Origin of the sequence: Cereibacter ovatus (assembly GCF_900207575.1) — a bacterium.
In the GTDB taxonomy this organism is placed as follows: Bacteria; Pseudomonadota; Alphaproteobacteria; order Rhodobacterales; family Rhodobacteraceae; genus Cereibacter_A; species Cereibacter_A ovatus.
Genome location: NZ_OAOQ01000002.1, coordinates 58,214 through 74,331 on the forward strand (window position 1 = coordinate 58,214; position 16,118 = coordinate 74,331).

Annotated in this window: 15 protein-coding genes; 7 read left to right on the forward strand and 8 right to left on the reverse strand. The window is 66.8% G+C overall.

The window, feature by feature from the left end:
- The first annotated feature begins 1 nt into the window (after position 1).
- From CRO07_RS02425 to CRO07_RS02435, 3 genes are read left to right on the forward strand one after another with little or no spacing between them, the layout of a single operon-like run.
- On the forward strand, positions 2 to 3,310 hold the full coding sequence (locus CRO07_RS02425) for a transglutaminase family protein (RefSeq protein WP_097029103.1): 3,309 nt from the start codon (positions 2 to 4) through the stop codon (positions 3,308 to 3,310).
- Entirely contained in the window at positions 3,310 to 5,670 is a 2,361-nt protein-coding gene (locus CRO07_RS02430; protein WP_097029104.1) for a circularly permuted type 2 ATP-grasp protein, read from the forward strand. Before CRO07_RS02425 ends, CRO07_RS02430 begins: the two co-directional genes overlap by 1 nt.
- Entirely contained in the window at positions 5,670 to 6,545 is an 876-nt protein-coding gene (locus tag CRO07_RS02435) for a transglutaminase family protein (RefSeq protein ID WP_097029105.1), read from the forward strand. Before CRO07_RS02430 ends, CRO07_RS02435 begins: the two co-directional genes overlap by 1 nt.
- Here the strand turns inward: CRO07_RS02435 and CRO07_RS02440 are convergent, their stop codons facing one another.
- The 5 genes from CRO07_RS02440 to mbfA all read right to left on the reverse strand — a co-directional run bounded on the left by CRO07_RS02440 (position 6,546) and on the right by mbfA (position 10,881).
- Positions 6,546 to 7,457, reverse strand: a complete 912-nt coding sequence (locus tag CRO07_RS02440; RefSeq protein WP_097029106.1) for an ornithine cyclodeaminase family protein — start codon at positions 7,455 to 7,457, stop codon at positions 6,546 to 6,548.
- Positions 7,454 to 7,927 (reverse strand): YaiI/YqxD family protein, encoded by a 474-nt coding sequence (locus tag CRO07_RS02445; RefSeq protein WP_097029107.1) that lies wholly within the window; start codon positions 7,925 to 7,927, stop codon positions 7,454 to 7,456. Before CRO07_RS02445 ends, CRO07_RS02440 begins: the two co-directional genes overlap by 4 nt.
- Positions 7,920 to 8,753 (reverse strand): S-formylglutathione hydrolase, encoded by an 834-nt coding sequence (gene fghA, locus CRO07_RS02450; protein WP_097029108.1) that lies wholly within the window; start codon positions 8,751 to 8,753, stop codon positions 7,920 to 7,922. Before fghA ends, CRO07_RS02445 begins: the two co-directional genes overlap by 8 nt.
- Positions 8,754 to 8,768: 15 nt before the next feature.
- Positions 8,769 to 9,698 (reverse strand): AEC family transporter, encoded by a 930-nt coding sequence (locus tag CRO07_RS02455; protein ID WP_097029109.1) that lies wholly within the window; start codon positions 9,696 to 9,698, stop codon positions 8,769 to 8,771.
- 205 nt (positions 9,699 to 9,903) lie between these two features.
- On the reverse strand, positions 9,904 to 10,881 hold the full coding sequence (gene mbfA, locus CRO07_RS02460; RefSeq protein WP_097029110.1) for an iron exporter MbfA: 978 nt from the start codon (positions 10,879 to 10,881) through the stop codon (positions 9,904 to 9,906).
- Between the two features lie 165 nt (positions 10,882 to 11,046).
- On the opposite strand from mbfA, the gene CRO07_RS18600 reads away from it, so the two are divergent.
- Both CRO07_RS18600 and CRO07_RS02470 read left to right on the forward strand, forming a co-directional pair.
- The gene (locus CRO07_RS18600) at positions 11,047 to 11,187 is read left to right on the forward strand and encodes a hypothetical protein (RefSeq protein ID WP_097029466.1); all 141 of its coding nucleotides are present in this window, start codon (positions 11,047 to 11,049) and stop codon (positions 11,185 to 11,187) included.
- 60 nt (positions 11,188 to 11,247) lie between these two features.
- Positions 11,248 to 11,871, forward strand: a complete 624-nt coding sequence (locus CRO07_RS02470) for a TetR/AcrR family transcriptional regulator (RefSeq protein ID WP_097029111.1) — start codon at positions 11,248 to 11,250, stop codon at positions 11,869 to 11,871.
- Here the strand turns inward: CRO07_RS02470 and CRO07_RS02475 are convergent.
- The 3 genes from CRO07_RS02475 to CRO07_RS02485 all read right to left on the reverse strand — a co-directional run bounded on the left by CRO07_RS02475 (position 11,868) and on the right by CRO07_RS02485 (position 14,386).
- The gene (locus tag CRO07_RS02475; RefSeq protein WP_176504472.1) at positions 11,868 to 12,581 is read right to left on the reverse strand and encodes an NYN domain-containing protein; all 714 of its coding nucleotides are present in this window, start codon (positions 12,579 to 12,581) and stop codon (positions 11,868 to 11,870) included. The genes CRO07_RS02470 and CRO07_RS02475 overlap by 4 nt on opposite strands.
- A gap of 69 nt (positions 12,582 to 12,650) precedes the next feature.
- The gene (locus CRO07_RS02480; protein WP_097029113.1) at positions 12,651 to 13,439 is read right to left on the reverse strand and encodes an exodeoxyribonuclease III; all 789 of its coding nucleotides are present in this window, start codon (positions 13,437 to 13,439) and stop codon (positions 12,651 to 12,653) included.
- Between the two features lie 260 nt (positions 13,440 to 13,699).
- Positions 13,700 to 14,386 carry a response regulator transcription factor gene (locus tag CRO07_RS02485; protein ID WP_097029114.1) on the reverse strand — a complete coding sequence of 229 codons (687 nt, stop codon included), beginning with the start codon at positions 14,384 to 14,386 and terminating at the stop codon, positions 13,700 to 13,702.
- A gap of 151 nt (positions 14,387 to 14,537) precedes the next feature.
- Here CRO07_RS02485 and ribA point away from each other — a divergent pair, with 151 nt between their 5' ends.
- Entirely contained in the window at positions 14,538 to 15,626 is a 1,089-nt protein-coding gene (gene ribA, locus CRO07_RS02490; RefSeq protein ID WP_097029115.1) for a GTP cyclohydrolase II, read from the forward strand.
- The gene (locus CRO07_RS02495) at positions 15,623 to 16,117 is read left to right on the forward strand and encodes a L,D-transpeptidase family protein (protein WP_097029116.1); all 495 of its coding nucleotides are present in this window, start codon (positions 15,623 to 15,625) and stop codon (positions 16,115 to 16,117) included. The genes ribA and CRO07_RS02495 overlap by 4 nt, the downstream gene beginning before the upstream one ends.
- The last annotated feature ends 1 nt before the right edge of the window (position 16,118 follow it).

Sequence of the window (16,118 nt, forward strand, 5' to 3'; positions counted from 1 at the left end):
TATGTCGATCAAGGCCAGCATCCACCACCTGACCCATTACCGCTATGACCGTCCGGTGACGCTTGGCCCGCAGGTGATCCGGCTGCGGCCTGCGCCCCATTCGCGGACGCGGGTGATCTCGCATTCGCTGAAGGTCTCGCCGGGGGGGCATTTCGAGAACCACCAGCAAGACCCCTATGGCAACTGGTTGACCCGCATCGTCTTTCCCGAGCCGGTGACCGAACTGCGGATCGAGGTCGATCTGGTCGCCGACATGACCATCTACAACCCGTTCGATTTCTTTGTGGAAACCGAAGCCGAGGTCTGGCCCTTCGACTACCCCGACGAGATCCTTGCCGACCTGTCGATCTATCGCCAGCCCGAACCCGCCGGCCCGTTGCTTCAGCAGTTTCTGGCCACCTTGCCGCGCGATCGGCAGCGCACCGTGGACATGGTGGTGGCGCTGAACGCGCGGCTGTCGCAAGAGATCGCCTATGTCATCCGGATGGAGCCGGGCGTCTATTCGCCCGAGGAAACCCTGTCGCACCGGCGCGGATCGTGCCGCGACAGCGCATGGTTGCAGGTGCAGGTGCTGCGGCATCTGGGTTTTGCCGCGCGCTTCGTGTCGGGCTATCTGATCCAGTTGAAGCCGGATCTGCAATCGCTGGACGGGCCGTCGGGCACCGACCACGACTTCACCGACCTGCACGCCTGGGCCGAGGTCTATCTGCCCGGCGCGGGCTGGATCGGGCTGGATGCCACATCGGGGCTTCTGACCGGCGAAAGCCACATCCCGCTGGCCGCCACCCCGCATTACCGCAACGCCGCCCCCATCGCGGGCGTCGCCAGCTATGCCGAGGTCGATTTCGGCTTTGACATGAAGGTGGCGCGGGTGGCCGAACATCCGCGCATCACCAAGCCGTTCTCGGACGAGGCATGGCAGCGGCTGGATGCGCTGGGCGCGCAGGTGGACAAGGCGCTGGCGGCGGGCGACGTGCGGCTGACGATGGGGGGCGAACCCACCTTCGTCTCGATCGACGATTTCGAAGCCGGGGAATGGAACACCGATGCCGTGGGGCCGACAAAGCGCGTGCTGGCCGACCGGCTGATCCGGCGCCTGCGCGACCGTTTCGCCCCCGGCGGGTTCCTGCATTACGGCCAGGGCAAGTGGTATCCGGGCGAGACCCTGCCCCGCTGGACCTTTTCGCTTTACTGGCGCGAGGATGGCCAGCCGATCTGGCGCGATCCCGCCCTTGTCGCGGGCGAGGATGACGCCACCGGCGCCGACGCCGGTGATGCGCAGCGACTGATGCAGGGGATTGCCGCCGAACTGGGGCTGGGGGCCGATCTTGTGGTTCCAGCATTCGAAGACCCCGGTGAATGGCTGCTGAAAGAGGGCAACCTGCCCGAGAACGTGACCCCCGAAAACTCGCGGCTGAAAGACCCCGAGGAACGTCACCGCATGGCTCGCGTGTTCGAACGCGGGTTGACCGAAGCTTCGGGCTTCGTGCTGCCGGTGCAACGCTGGCAGTCGCAGGTGGCGAACCGGCCGCGCTGGCGGTCGGAACGGTGGAAGCTGCGCCGCGGCCATCTGTTCCTTGTGCCCGGCGACAGCCCGGTGGGCTATCGCCTGCCGCTGGGGGCGCTGCCTTATGTGCCGCCCTCGCGCTATCCCTATATCAACCCGACCGATCCGACGGTGGATCGCCCGCCGCTGCCTGCCGTGCCGTTGCAGACCCCCGATCAGGCGGTGGCGAGCTTTACCGCATCGACCCCCGGCCAGCAGGTGGTCGAGCAGATCCTGGGCGACGAAAGCGCGGTGCGCACCGCGCTGGCGGCCGAGATGCGCGACGGGCGGCTGTGCGTGTTCATGCCCCCGGTCGAGGCGGTCGAGGACTACCTTGAACTGGTCGCGGCGGCCGAGGCGGCGGCGCGGAAGCTGGGCCTGCCGGTTCATATCGAAGGCTATGCCCCGCCGCACGACCCGCGGCTGAACGTGATCCGCGTCGCCCCCGATCCGGGCGTGATCGAGGTGAACATCCATCCCGCGCACACCTGGGCCGATTGCGTGGCGATCACCACGGCCGTCTATGACGAGGCGCGCCAGACCCGCCTTGGCGCCGACAAGTTCATGATCGACGGCAAGCATTGCGGCACCGGCGGCGGCAACCATGTCGTGGTGGGCGGGCGCACGCCGATGGATTCGCCGTTTCTGCGCCGGCCCGATCTGCTGCGCAGCCTGATCCTGCACTGGAACCGGCACCCGTCGCTGTCCTATCTGTTTTCGGGGCTGTTCATCGGCCCGACCAGTCAGGCGCCCCGCATCGACGAGGCCCGCCACGACAGCCTGTATGAGCTGGAAATCGCCCTGTCCCAGATCCCGGGGCCGCAGGATGCACGCGGGCCGCTATGGCTGCCGGATCGGCTGCTGCGCAACATCCTGACCGATGTCACCGGCAACACCCACCGGGCCGAAATCTGCATCGACAAGATGTTCTCGCCCGATGGCCCCACCGGCCGGCTGGGTCTGGTCGAGTTTCGCGGCTTCGAGATGCCGCCCGATCCGCGGATGAGCCTTGCCCAGCAACTGCTGATCCGGGCGCTGATCGCGCGGATGTGGCAAAGCCCGGTGACCGGCCCGCTGACCCGCTGGGGCACAATGCTGCACGATCGCTTCATGTTGCAGCACCATGTCTGGCAGGATTTTCTGGATGTGCTGGCCGATCTGCGGGCGCATGGCTTCGATCTGGATCCCGACTGGTTCAAGGCGCAGGCCGAGTTCCGCTTCCCCTTCTGCGGCGAGGTCGACTACGAAGGCGCCCGGCTTGAACTCCGGCAGGCGTTGGAGCCGTGGCATGTGCTGGGCGAAACCGGCGCGATCGGCGGCACCGTGCGCTATACCGATAGTTCGACCGAACGGCTTCAGGTCAAGCTGAGCGGGGCCGATCCCGCGCGCTACCGTGTCGCCTGCAACGGGCGGCCGGTGCCGCTGGTGCCTGCGGGCACTGGTGTGGCGGTGGCGGGGGTGCGCTACAAGGCGTGGCAACCCGCTGCGGCGCTGCATCCGGGCCTTGCCGTCGATGCGCCGCTGACCTTCGATCTGTACGACACATGGTCGGGCCGGGCGCTGGGCGGCTGCGTCTATCACGTCGCCCACCCCGGCGGGCGCAACTACGACACCTTCCCCGTGAACGGCAACGAGGCCGAGGCCCGCCGCCTTGCCCGCTTCCAGCCGCATGGCCACAGCGCCGGGCACTGGCCGCTGCATCCCGAAACCCCGCACCCGGACTTTCCGATGACGCTGGACCTTCGCCGGCCCGCGGGGCTGTGATGGACCGCCGCTTGCGCCCTGCGCCGGGCCTTGACGGCCTGACCGCGGACTATCGCCCCGATCCCGGCACGCCGGACGAGATGATGGACGCGACCGGCCAGATCCGCCCGGTCTGGCAGGGCTTCATCCGCCATCTTGCCGGGCTCTCGCCCGACGAGCTGCACCGCCGCTTTGGCCGGGGCGATCAGTATCTGCGCGATGCGGGCGTGTTCTTCCGCCAGTATTCCGCCGAAGGGTCCGCCGAAAGGGCATGGCCGCTCAGCCATATCCCGGTGCTGATCGACGAAGGGGAATGGGCCACGCTGACCGCCGGCCTGATTCAGCGCGCCGAGGTGCTGGAAGCCCTGATGGCCGATCTTTACGGCCCGAACCGGCTGGTGGCGGACGGTGTGCTGCCGCCCGCGCTGGTTGCCGAAAACCCGGAATGGCTGCGCCCGATGGTGGGCATCGCGCCGCGCGGCGGGCATCACCTGCATTTTCTGGCGTTCGAGGTCGGCCGCGGCCCGGATGGCTGCTGGTGGGTGCTGGGCGACCGGGCGCAGGCGCCATCGGGGGCGGGGTTCGCGCTGGAAAACCGGGTGGCGACGGCGCGGGTGTTCTCGGATTTCTATGCCGAGGCGAATGTGCATCGTCTGGCCGGCTTTTTCCGCACCTTCCGCAATGCGCTTCAGGAATTGCAGCCTGATCCGCAGGGAAGGGTCGGCATCCTGACCCCGGGGCCGCTGAACGAGACCTATTACGAACACGCATGGATCGCGCGCTATCTGGGTTTTCTGCTGTTGCAGGGCGAGGATCTGACCGTCATCGGCGGGCAGTTGATGGTGCGCACCGTGGCCGGGCCGCGCCCGGTCAGCGTGCTGTGGCGCAGGCTGGATGGTGCCTATGCCGATCCGCTGGAACTGGACGGACGCTCGCAGATCGGGACGCCGGGGCTGGTCTCGGCGCTGCGCAACGGCTCGGTCACTCTGGTGAACACGCTGGGCTCGGGGGTGCTGGAGACACGGGCGCTGCTGGCCTTCATGCCGCGCATTGCCCGCGCGTTGCTGGGTCAGGATCTGATCCTGCCCAACATCGCCACATGGTGGTGCGGGCAAGCGGCCGAACGCGCCCATGTCGCCGCCCATGCCGGGCGGATGATCCTGTCGCCGGCCCTGTCCACCCGCCAGCCGATCGAGGACGGCCTGCCCGCGCCCCCCGGCCCGCTGGCCGACTGGCTGGACCGCGAAGGCACGGCGCTGGTCGGGCAGGAATCGGTCACGCTGTCCACCACGCCTGCCCATATCGACGGCAGGCTGGTGCCGCGCCCGATGAGTTTGCGGGTGTTTCTGGCCCGCACGCCGCAGGGCTGGCAGGCGATGCCGGGCGGCTTTGCCCGCATCGGCCGGACCACCGACGCCCATGCCATCGCCATGCAGCAGGGCGGTGCCGCGGCCGATGTCTGGATCGTCAGCACCCATCCGGTCGAGCCGGCCAGCCTGATCCATGGCCGCGACCTGCAAGCGCGCGAAGGCGCGCTGCCGTCGCGCGCCGCCGACAACCTGTTCTGGCTTGGCCGCTATGTCGAACGGACCGAGGGCATCATGCGCCTGTTGCGTGCCCATAACATCCGCCTCGCCGAAACCGATGACCCCCGTGCGCCGCTGCTGGCCGCGCTGGCGCCGCTGTTTCGCGGCCATGGGGTGAACCCCGACGAGGGCATCCCCCGTGGGTTGATCCAGACGCTGGGTTCCGCCGTTGCCAGTGCCGGGCAGGTGCGCGACAGGTTCTCGCCCGATGGCTGGCAGGCGCTGGCCGATCTGGAAAAGACCATGCGGCGGATGGCCGAACGGGTCGAGCCGGGTGACGATGCCGCCCGCGCGCTGTCGGCGCTGTTGCGCAAGATCACCGGCTTTTCCGGCCTCGTGCATGAAAACATGTATCGCGTCACCGGCTGGCGGTTTCTGGAACTAGGCCGCCATATCGAGCGCGCGGCCGGAATGGCGGCGGTGCTGGCGACGCTGGCCGATCCGTGGGCGCCCGATGGCGGGCTGGATCTGGCGGTCGAGGTGGGCGATTCGGTGATGACCCACCGCCGCCGCTTTGCCGTCACCACCTCGCGCGAGACGGTGGTGGACCTGCTGGCGCTGGACGCGATGAACCCGCGCTCGATCCTGTTTCAACTGGATGGCATCCATGAACAGGTGGGCTTCCTGCCCGGCGCCACGGCCAGCCCGATGCCCGACCTGATGCGCCTTGTGCTGCGCACCCGCACCAACCTTGCCACCGACCGGGCCGAGACGCTGGACACCGACGCGCTCTGGCGTCTGCGCGGCGCGGTCTGGGAGATTTCAGACCTGATCACCGAGACTTACCTAAGCTGATGCTGTATCAAGTGCGCCTGTCCGTCAGTTACCGCTATGCCCGCCCGGCCTCGGGCGGGCGCCACCTGCTGCGGCTGTTGCCGCGGCCCCTTCCCGGCGTGCAGGACGTGACCGACGCCCGGATCGCGATCAGCCCCCGCCCCTCGCATCGCGATGATTTCACGGATTTCTTCGGCAATCCCACGGCCGAGCTGGCGCTGACATCGGACCATTCCGAGATCGTCTTTACCGCAACGGCAAAGGTTTCCCGGCTGTTCGCGGGCCCGGACGCGGACCGTTCGGTGCCGCTGGCAGAGCTGCCGGCGGAAATCGCCGCCTGTCGGACGCTGGCCCCGGACGCGCCGCACCATTTTCTGGGCGCCTCTCCGCGGCTGCATCCGGTGGATGCGATCACCGCCTATACGCGGGCGGCGATGGCGGGTGCCGCCAGCACCCGCGCGGGCCTCGAGGCGCTGGGCCGGGCCCTGCACCGCGACATGCGCTTTGATGCCGGCGCGACCGAGGTCGACACCCCCCCGGCCGAGGCTTTCGCCCACCGCCACGGCGTTTGTCAGGACTTCGCCCAGATCATGATTGCCGGCCTGCGCGGTTGCGGCGTGCCGGCGGGCTATGTCTCGGGCTTTTTGCGCACGGTTCCGCCGCCGGGCCTGCCCCGTCTGGAGGGATCGGATGCGATGCACGCCTGGGTCCGGGTGTGGTGCGGCCGCGCCGAAGGCTGGATCGAGTTCGACCCGACCAACGGCTGCTTCGCCGGCTCTGACCACATCACCGCCGCGCTGGGCCGCGATTACGGCGACGTGGCGCCGGTCGCGGGCATCCTGCGCACGGCGGGCGGGCAGGAAACCAGCCACGCCGTCGATGTCATCCCGCTTTAGTCAGCGCATCCGCCACATCGCCGCGACATAGGCCGCCGTCATCAGATCCAGATGCGCCCCGCCGCCATTCTTCGAGATCGTGATCTCGTCGTCCGAGCTGCGGACATGCGCCCCCGAGCGGATGTCGTAGTAATCGGCGCGGATATCGGCCTCCGAGATCACGCCCCGGGCGATCGGGTCGCGGATCTCGCCGATATGGCCGATGGTGGTGGCGCGGCTGTCGACGAAGATGGTGGCCCGGCGCAGCGCCTCGTCATCCACTTCGCGCATGTCGGGGCGAAAGGCGCCGATCAGATCAAGGTGGGTGCCGGGTTTCAGCCACGCGCCCTTCACCACCGGATCATGGCTCATGGTGGCGGTGCAGACGATGTCGGCCTTGCGAACGGCGGCTTCCAGATCCTCGGTCGCCTGCACCCGCGGCCCTTCCATCGCGCGCGCCTTGTCGGGTGAACGGTTCCAGACGGTGAAGCGGGCGTCGTGGAACAGGCTGGAATAGGCCGCGATCATCGCGCGCGAGACATTGCCCGCCCCCACGATCACGATTTCGCGGCTGTCCCTCCGCGCCAGCCGCTTTGCCGCCAGCAGGCTGTCGCCCGCGGTTTTCCATTTGGTGACAAGGTGAAAGTCGATCAGCGCCTCGGGCAGGCCGCCCTGGTCGGCGTAAAGCGTAACAGTGCCGTTGATCGTGGGCAGGCCCGCCTCGGCATTGCCGGGAAAGATCGTGCAGGTCTTGACCAGTTGGCCCAGCCCGTCGATCCAGGCCGCGCGCGACAACAGCGTGTCTTTGCCGCGATACAGGAAGATATCCGCAATCTCGGCGCGCGGCAGGCGGTGGCCTGCCTCGATCGCGGTGGTCAGCCCGTCCCAGCTTAGCAGCGCCTCGGCTTCGGGGCCGATGATGTCGATGGTCATGTTCCTGCCTTTCCCGCGGTGGCCTTCGCCTTCCGCATCGCACGTTCCAGCGCCTCAAGAAAGCGCGAGCGGTCGGCCTTCGAATACGGCCGCCCGCCGCCCTGCCGGAACGGATCGGCCGCGCGCAGATCCGCCATCAGATCGCGCGTGGCCAAAGCGTTGCCGATATTGGCGCCATTCAGTTCCTCGCCATTCGGCTTCACCACCAGCGCCCCGGCCGCCACCGCCTTCGCCGCCAGCGGAATGTCCGAAGTCACCACAATGTCGCCCGGCCCCGCGCGGTCCGCGATCCACATGTCGGCCGCATCCGGGCCTTCGGGTACGAACACGCTTTCCACCAGCGGATGCGCCGAGGGCCGGATGCCGCCGTTCGACACCAGAACCATGCCGATCCCGTGCCGCACGGCGACCCGCTCGGCCTCGGCCTTCACCGGGCAGGCGTCGGCGTCGATGTAAAGCCGGCTAGGCATAGAGCGCATTGGCATGGAAGGCCATGTGTTCCTCCATGAAGGTCGAGACGAAGAAATAGCTGTGGTCATAGCCTTGCTGCATCCGGAAGATGCCCTGCTGGCGCCGCGCCATCATCGCCTCGGCCAAAGCCTCGGGTTTCAGCGCCTCCAGAAACTGGTCCGAGGCCCCCTGATCGATCAGCATCGGCCCGTCAAAGCCCCGCTTCCGCATCAGCAGGACGGAATCGTGGGGCGCCCATTTTGCCTCGTCCGGACCCAGATAGGCCAGAAGCTGCTTTCGCCCCCAGTCCGACGCGGTCGGATGGGTGATCGGCGCAAAGGCCGAAACCGACCGGAACCGGCCCGGAAAGCTCATCGCGATGGTCAGCGCGCCATGGCCGCCCATTGAATGCCCCATGATGGACTGCCGCCCTTCGTCCAGCGGAAAGGCCGAGAACAGAACCCGCGGCAAATCCTCGGTGATGTAATCCCACATGCGGAAGTTCGCGGCCCAGGGATCTTCCGTGGCATTGACGTAAAAGCCCGCCCCCTGACCCAACGCATAGTTCGACGGATCGTCCGGCACGCCTTCGCCGCGCGGCGAGGTGTCGGGAAACACCAGCGCCACACCTTCCTGTGCCGCCCATTTCTGCGCCCCGGCCTTCACCATCGCGTTCTCATGGGTGCAGGTCAGCCCGGAAAGATACCAGACCAGCGGCACCGCCTCGTTTTCGGCCTCGGGCGGCAGGTAAAGGCCGAAGGTCATGTCGCATCCCGTCGCCGCGGAACTGTGGCAATAGACGCCTTGGGTGCCCCCGTAGCAGCGGCTTTCCGAAATGGTCTTCATAGGGATCTCCTCTCCTCAGAAGGTCGTGACCCAGGCGATCACGCCGGTGATGGTCAGGATGCTGACCGCGGTGGAAATCAGGATCGAGGCCGACACACGCTGCGGCGCCACCCCGTAATGCTGGGCAAGGATATAGACGTTCCCGGCAACGGGAAGCGCGGCCGCCGCGATCATCACGCCCGCCGCGTGCGGCTCGACCGGAAAGACCCACAGCGCCGCGACCGCGACCGCCGCCGGATGCAACACCAGCTTGCAGAACGCCAGCCAGCCCGCCACCTCCAGCCGCTCGGCCGATTTCGTCGCCAGCGACGCGCCGATGGCAAACAGCGCCCCCGGCGTCGCGGCCCCGCCCAGCAGCGCCAGAAAGTCGTTGACCGGCGCCGGCACCGGCATCGCACTCGCCGACCAGGCCAGCCCCGCACCCATCGAGACGATCATCGGGTTCTTCAGCAATCCCTGCCCCAGCACCTTCACGATGCCAAGACGCATCTGCCCCTCGCGCACCCCGGTGATGATCAGCGTGATCAACGACGAAAACACGATCAGGTCGATCGCCAGCACCATCAGAACCGGCCCCGCCGCCTGTGGCCCCAACAGCAGAACCAGCATCGGCACGCCCAGAAACCCGGTATTGCCAATCACCGAACACTGCGCCTCGACAGCCGCTTCCTCGGTGCTGACCCCGCGCCACCGCGCGACAAGGCTCGCCAGCCCGTAAACCGTGGTCGAGCCCGCCAGATAGGCCAGCACGAACGGCGTCGACCAGATTTCGCCTACCGACAGGTTTGCCGCAAACCGGAACAGCATGGCCGACAGCGCAAAGTAAAACACGAACTTCGTCAGCCATGCCGTCGCCTCGGGCGTGAAAAAACGTGTCCGCCCGGCCAGATATCCCGTGCCGATCAGCGCGAAGAAGGGCAGGGTCTTCAGTAGGACAGGCAGCATCACAGGCTTTCGGCTTGGCTCATGGCCAAGCTTTCACGCCCCCGCCACGGATGCAAGCTCGGCAAAACGTCGAAGCCCGGTTCCGGTAGCCCCCATTTCATTCTGGCCCAAATATCCTCGGGGGTCCGGGGGCAGAAGGCCCCCGGCGACGGCCCCGGATCCCGCCACCCCGGAGGAAGGCGACACGGCCGCCCGTCCCCGACTCTCAGCCGAACCCGATCAGGATCCCAGCCGCCAGCACCAGCCCGCCGCCCAGAACGACCTGAAGTGCCGCGCGCAGGAAGGGCGTCTCCATGAAGCGGTTCTGGATCCAGGCGATGGCCCACAGTTCCACGAACACCACGGCAATGGCGATGGCCGTGGCGATGCCGAAGCTCGGGATCAGATAGGGCAGGGCATGGCCCATCCCCCCGGCCGTCGTCATCACCCCCGAGGCGATCCCGCGCTTCCACGGCGATCCCCGGCCTGACATGACCCCGTCATCATGCGCGGCCTCGGTAAAGCCCATCGAGATCCCGGCGCCGACCGATGCCGCCAGCCCGACCTGGAACGTCGTCCAGGGATCTTGCGTGGCGAAGGCGGTGGCAAAGATCGGCGCCAGTGTCGAGACCGACCCATCCATCAGCCCCGCCAGCCCCGGCTGCACCCAGGTCAGGATGAACTGGCGCCGTTCGGTCTGATCCTCTTCGCTGCGGGTTTCGGCGCCCAGATGTTCGCCTGCAAGGGTCTTTGTCCGGTTCTCATGCCCGGCCTCGGCCGCGGCCAGATCGCCCAGCAGCTTGCGGGTCGCGGCATCTCCGACCTGTTTCGCCGCCTTCTCGTAGAAGCTGCGGGCTGCGTTCTCCATCTCCCAGGCTTCGGCGCGGATACGCTCGATCGGCAGGGTTTCCAGCAGCCAGACCGGCTTGCGCGGCCGATAGCCCTCGACATGTTCGCGCCGGATCAAAGGGATCGTCTCGCCAAAGCGGTGGCGAAAGATGTCGATCAGGCGTTGACGGTGGCCATCCTCTTCGGCGCCCATCGCCTCGAACAGCGCGGCCGAGCCGGGGTAGGCCGCCCGCAGCCGATCAGCATAGCTGCGATAGATCCGGGCGTCGTCCTCTTCGGACGAGATCGCCAGCGCAAGGATCTCGGCCTCGGTCAGATCCTTGAAGCGTCGGCGCGACGGGAAACCGGGAATCATGCGGTCACCTTTTTTGGAACGATTCCAGGATAGCGCCCCGCCCCCTGCTGCCAAGGCGACAAATTTGCCCAAACTGAACGGTTCGGTTTATATATGACTTGCCCAGATAAACGACTCGGTTCAGATTGGCGCGCGGCCCGGATGGCCCGGATGATGGAGGCAAGGATGATGCGGTTGACCTTGACGGTCGCGACGGTTCTGGCGCTTGGGCTGGCGGCGCCGGCGTTCAGCTATCCGTTCGATATTCCCCACCTGACCTGGCCCACGGGCCAGGATTGCACGGCTGGCACAAGTTGCCCGCGTTAGGGCGGCAGCGCCCTTGCCCCCCGTTCCGGCCGCCGTCTATGGTCGGCCCCAGGGGGGGCGATGGACGCCGTGCAGCCAGGGATCCGCAAGGGACGCAAGTTCGACCAGGTGCTTGACGGCGCCCGGCGCGTCTTTCTGCGCGACGGGTTCGAAGGCGCCAGTGTCGATGACATCGCCCGCGAGGCCGGGGTCTCGAAAGCCACGCTTTACAGCTACTTCCCCGACAAGCGGCTGTTGTTTCTGGAAGTGGCCAAGGCCGAATGCGGCCGGCAGGCCGACGAGACCCTGGCCCTGATCACCCACGACCTGACCGTGCGCGAGGTGCTGACCATGGCGGCCGCGCGGATCGTGGGCTTTGCCCTGTCCGACTTCGGCATCCGCACATGGCGGATCTGCGTGGCCGAGGCCGACCGCTTTCCCGAACTGGGCCGCGAGTTCTATGACAGTGGCCCGGCGCTGGTCCGGCGGCGGATCGTCGACTATCTGGCCGAGGCTGTGGCACGCGGCGATCTTGTCATTGACGATCTGGGCCTTGCCGCCGACCAGTTCGCGGAACTGTGCAAGGCCGACATCTTCAACCGGATGGTATTTGGCGTCGGCGGCCCTTCGGGCCCCGAGGCGCAAAGCAAGGTGGCCTTGGGCGCGGTCGAAATGTTCCTTGCCCGGTATGCGCCAGATCGCTAGGGGCGCAGCAAGGTGACGGTGCTGCCCTGCCCCTCGCCCTCGATCCGGTAAAGATCGGGGCGGGCCTTCAGATAGCTTCGCCACGTCGGCGCGCTGGTGGCCTTGCGATAGATCCCTTCCTCGCGAGGCATGACGATGCCAAGCGTCATCAGCGTGATCCGGGCCCTGGTGCCGCCATGCTTGCGGCAGACGCGATGGATCGCATCGTCGATCTGGCCAAGCTGTGGGGCCTTGGCGATCGGGATCGGACGGGGGGTGTCTTTCGGCTCGGCCGAGGGCAGAACATGAAATTCCGAACACGCCAGCCGGAAATGGGCCGAGGTTTCGGCCCGCCCAGCCCCCAGAACCCAAAGGCCGACCGCACGCAGTCTGTGGGCAAGCGGCGCGAAGTCGCGGTCGGTGGACAGGATGACGATCGCATTGACCACAGCGGCATGGGCGATATCCATCGCGTCGATCACCAGACGGATATCGGCCGAATTCTTCCCCGAGAGCCGATCCAGATAGGTGATCTGGAACCGCGGATCCTTGTCCCAGCCGTTGGGGTTGCTGCGGTCGCAATAGGCCCGCAGGATGGTTGCCGCGCCCAGTTCCGCGATGCGTGGCATCAGGGCTTCGGCAGCGGTCGGGGTCACGTTCTCGCCATCGGCCAGCACGGCAACCGCACCAAGATCCGTGGGCCGTTTCGTTCCAAATCCACTTGAATACACTGAACCATCACCTGCAAATGCACGGTTCAGATTACAGCCAAAAGCGGCCCAGGAAAGGGGGCGCAGGGCCTATAGATCGAAGGTCGCGAAAACCGGGGCGTGGTCCGACGGTTGGTCCCAGCCGCGGACCATGCGCAGGATACGGCTGGAATGGGCGGCGGTCGCGATGTCGGGCGTGGCCCAGATGTGATCCAGCCGGCGGCCCTTGTCGGCGGCATCCCAGTCGGGCGAGCGATAGGACCACCACGAATAAAGCTGCCCTGCGGGGATGTCCTTGCGGGTGATGTCGACCCAGCCGCCCGCGTCCATCAGCGCGTTCAGATGATCGACCTCGATCGGGGTGTGGCTGACGATCTTCAGCAGCGCCTTGTGGTTCCAGACGTCATCCTCGCGCGGGGCGATGTTCAGATCGCCCACCAGGATCGCCTTCTGCGGCGTCTCGGCCCGGCACCAGTCGCGCATCCGGGTCAGGTAATCCAGCTTCTGGCCGAATTTCACGTTCAGCTCTCGGTCGGGGATGTCACCGCCGGCGGGCACATAGCAATTGTGGATCGTCACGCCGTTTTCCAGCCGCGCCGAGACATGGCGGGCATGGCCCAGATCGGCGAAATCATGCCCCCCCGCATCCTCCAGCGGCCGTTTCGACAGGATCGCCACCCCGTTATAGCCCTTTTGCCCCCGCGCGACGCACCAGCCATATCCCAGTGCCTGAAACGTCTGAAGCGGGATCTTTTCGACCGGGCTTTTGCATTCCTGAAGGCACAGGATATCGGGCATCTCTTGTGTCAGCAGCCGCGAGACCAGCGCCTCGCGCAGGCGGACCGAGTTGATGTTCCAGGTGGCAAGGGTAAAGGTCATGGCGCGCTCCGGACTGCCGGCCCTGATTAGCCCCTTGCCCTGCTGCGGTCCACCATTGGCGACGCTTGTGCTGTCGCGGCAGACGTCGGGTCTTTGCCCTGCCATTCACGAAGCGCGAAAAAAAAGGCCGGGCACAAGGCCCGGCCAGATCCAACAGGGAGGGTCCGTGTCATTCCCCCGACACGGAAGGGATCGCGTGTGGCGGGAAAACGATCCGCCTGAAATCATCTATAACATACACTCTGGGCATTAACTTGATCTCACGCAACAAGCCTGTATCCGCCGGATTCCGTGACCAGAAGTCGCGCATTGGACGGATCGGGCTCGATTTTCTGGCGCAACCTGTAGATGTGGGTCTCTAGCGTGTGGGTTGTGACACCTGCATTGTAGCCCCAGACTTCGTGGAGGAGCACATCCCGAGCCACAACATCCTGTGATGCGCGATAAAGAAACTTCAATATGTTGGTTTCTTTCTCGGTCAGGCGGATCTTCCTGTCCTTCTCGTCCACCAGCATCTTCTGCGCCGGGCGGAAGCTGTAGGGCCCAAGTTGAAACACCGCATCCTCTGATTGTTCATGCGCACGAAGTTGCGCCCTGATGCGCGCAAGCAACACCGGAAACTTGAAAGGCTTGGTCACATAGTCGTTCGCGCCCGCATCAAGGCCCAGGATCGTGTCGCTGTCCGAATCATGTCCGGTCAGCATCAGCACCGGACACTTCACCCCGGCCTTGCGCATCAGGCGGCACAGCTCTCGTCCGTCGGTGTCTGGCAGGCCCACATCGAGGATGACCAGATCGTAAAGCGCGGCCTTGGCCTTCTCTATGCCCTCGGCGCCCGAGGCGGCCTCGAACACGTCGAAATCCTCGGTCATTACCAACTGTTCGCTCAGCGCCTCGCGCAGGTCGTCGTCGTCGTCCACCAGAAGGATCTTTTTCAGCGCGGCCATCGGTTTTCTCCTTCGCTTTGACGATCACATGTGCGTGGTCGCGCGGTGAGGCAAGATTTGTGGCCAGACTCTCACGCGGTCGTGTCGCAATCGCCGGGATTGTTTCAATTTCCTTCAGGCGCGGCTAGGAAGGACGGGAAAGGATGCCCCCATGCCGCTTGCCCCCACCATCGTCGAACGCCTGAACCGCGCGCGGGGCGACCTGCGGATGGGGGTGCCGGTGGTGCTGACCGATGCCGGGCGGGGCGTTCTGGCGGTGGCGGTCGAGGCGCTGGACCCCGCGCGACTGGCTGACCTGCGCGGGCTGGGGGTGGCCGAACTGGCGATCACCGCGCGCCGGGCCGAGACGCTGAAGGCCCGGGCCTATGACGGCGATCTGGCGCGGATCGAGGTGCCCGAAGCGGCGGGTGTCGACTGGCTGAAGGCGGTGGCCGACCCGGCCGATGACCTGCGGCTGCCGATGAAGGGGCCGCTGCGGTCGCTGCGTGGCGGGGGGGCGGCGCTGCATCGCGCGGCGCTGACGCTGGCCAAGTCGGCGCATCTGCTGCCCGCGGCACTGGTGGTTCCGGTGGCCGATCCGTTGCGCCTTGCGGCGGAACACGCGCTGACGCTGCTGCCGCTGGCCGAGGTCGCGCCGGAACTGTTGCGCGGATCGCCCCTGCATCCGGTGGTGTCGGCGCGGGTGCCCATGGTCGCCTCGCAGGCGGGGCGGGTGCATGTGTTCCGCCCCGAGGACGGCGGCGAGGAACACTACGCCATCGAGATCGGCCGCCCCGACCGCGCACAGCCGGTGCTGGCGCGGCTTCATTCGGCCTGCTTCACCGGCGACGTGCTGGGCAGCCTGAAATGCGATTGCGGGCCACAGTTGCGGGCCGCGCTGGCGCGGATGGGCGAAGAGGGCGCGGGTGTGCTGCTTTACCTGAATCAGGAAGGGCGGGGGATCGGGCTGGCGAACAAGATGCGGGCCTATTCCTTGCAGGATCAGGGATTTGACACGGTCGAGGCCAACCATCGCCTTGGCTTTGAAGATGACGAGCGCGATTTCCGCATCGGTGCCGGCATCCTGCGGCAGATGGGGTTTTCGGCGGTGCGGCTGCTGACCAACAATCCGGCCAAGATCCGCATGATGGAGGCGAACGGCATCCGCGTCGCTGAACGTGTGCCGCTGCATGTCGGCCGGAATGCGATCAACGAAGGGTATCTGGCGACCAAGGCCGCCAAATCGGGGCATCTGGCATGACGGATCTGGTGGTGAACCGCTGGGGCGCGCGGTTCATGGGGCGGCGGTTTCCCTGTTCGATCGGGCGCGGTGGCATCACCGATGCCAAACGCGAAGGCGACGGCGCGACCCCGCGCGGCGTCCATCGCATCGCGGGGCTGCTGTATCGCCCCGACCGGGTGGCGGCATCGGCGCTGCCGGATTGGGCGGTGCCTGTCTCGCCGTCGGATCTGTGGTCCGACGATCCGCGCGACCCCGATTACAACCTGATGGTCCGGGCGCCGCATCGCTTTGGTCACGAACGGCTCAGCCGTCCCGATCCGCTGTATGACGTGATCCTGACGACCGACTGGAACTGGCCCGAGGCCGTGCCGGGGCGCGGCTCGGCCATCTTCATCCACACATGGCGCCGGCCGCGCTGGCCCACGGCGGGCTGTGTCGCCTTTTCGCGCGCGGATCTGGTGTGGATCGTGAACCGGATCGATCCGCAAACCCGACTGGTGGTGACCTGAG

Coding starts and splice junctions, on each gene's coding strand:
- mbfA (WP_097029110.1), bottom strand. CDS start 10,881: ATGATTCCCGGTTTCCCGTCGCGCCGACGCTTCAAGGATCTGACCGAG.
- CRO07_RS02495 (WP_097029116.1), top strand. CDS start 15,623: ATGACGGATCTGGTGGTGAACCGCTGGGGCGCGCGGTTCATGGGGCGG.
- CRO07_RS18600 (WP_097029466.1), top strand. CDS start 11,047: ATGATGCGGTTGACCTTGACGGTCGCGACGGTTCTGGCGCTTGGGCTG.
- CRO07_RS02455 (WP_097029109.1), bottom strand. CDS start 9,698: ATGCTGCCTGTCCTACTGAAGACCCTGCCCTTCTTCGCGCTGATCGGC.
- CRO07_RS02425 (WP_097029103.1), top strand. CDS start 2: ATGTCGATCAAGGCCAGCATCCACCACCTGACCCATTACCGCTATGAC.
- CRO07_RS02480 (WP_097029113.1), bottom strand. CDS start 13,439: ATGACCTTTACCCTTGCCACCTGGAACATCAACTCGGTCCGCCTGCGC.
- CRO07_RS02440 (WP_097029106.1), bottom strand. CDS start 7,457: ATGACCATCGACATCATCGGCCCCGAAGCCGAGGCGCTGCTAAGCTGG.
- CRO07_RS02430 (WP_097029104.1), top strand. CDS start 3,310: ATGGACCGCCGCTTGCGCCCTGCGCCGGGCCTTGACGGCCTGACCGCG.
- CRO07_RS02435 (WP_097029105.1), top strand. CDS start 5,670: ATGCTGTATCAAGTGCGCCTGTCCGTCAGTTACCGCTATGCCCGCCCG.
- CRO07_RS02445 (WP_097029107.1), bottom strand. CDS start 7,927: ATGCCTAGCCGGCTTTACATCGACGCCGACGCCTGCCCGGTGAAGGCC.
- CRO07_RS02485 (WP_097029114.1), bottom strand. CDS start 14,386: ATGGCCGCGCTGAAAAAGATCCTTCTGGTGGACGACGACGACGACCTG.
- fghA (WP_097029108.1), bottom strand. CDS start 8,753: ATGAAGACCATTTCGGAAAGCCGCTGCTACGGGGGCACCCAAGGCGTC.
- ribA (WP_097029115.1), top strand. CDS start 14,538: ATGCCGCTTGCCCCCACCATCGTCGAACGCCTGAACCGCGCGCGGGGC.
- CRO07_RS02470 (WP_097029111.1), top strand. CDS start 11,248: ATGGACGCCGTGCAGCCAGGGATCCGCAAGGGACGCAAGTTCGACCAG.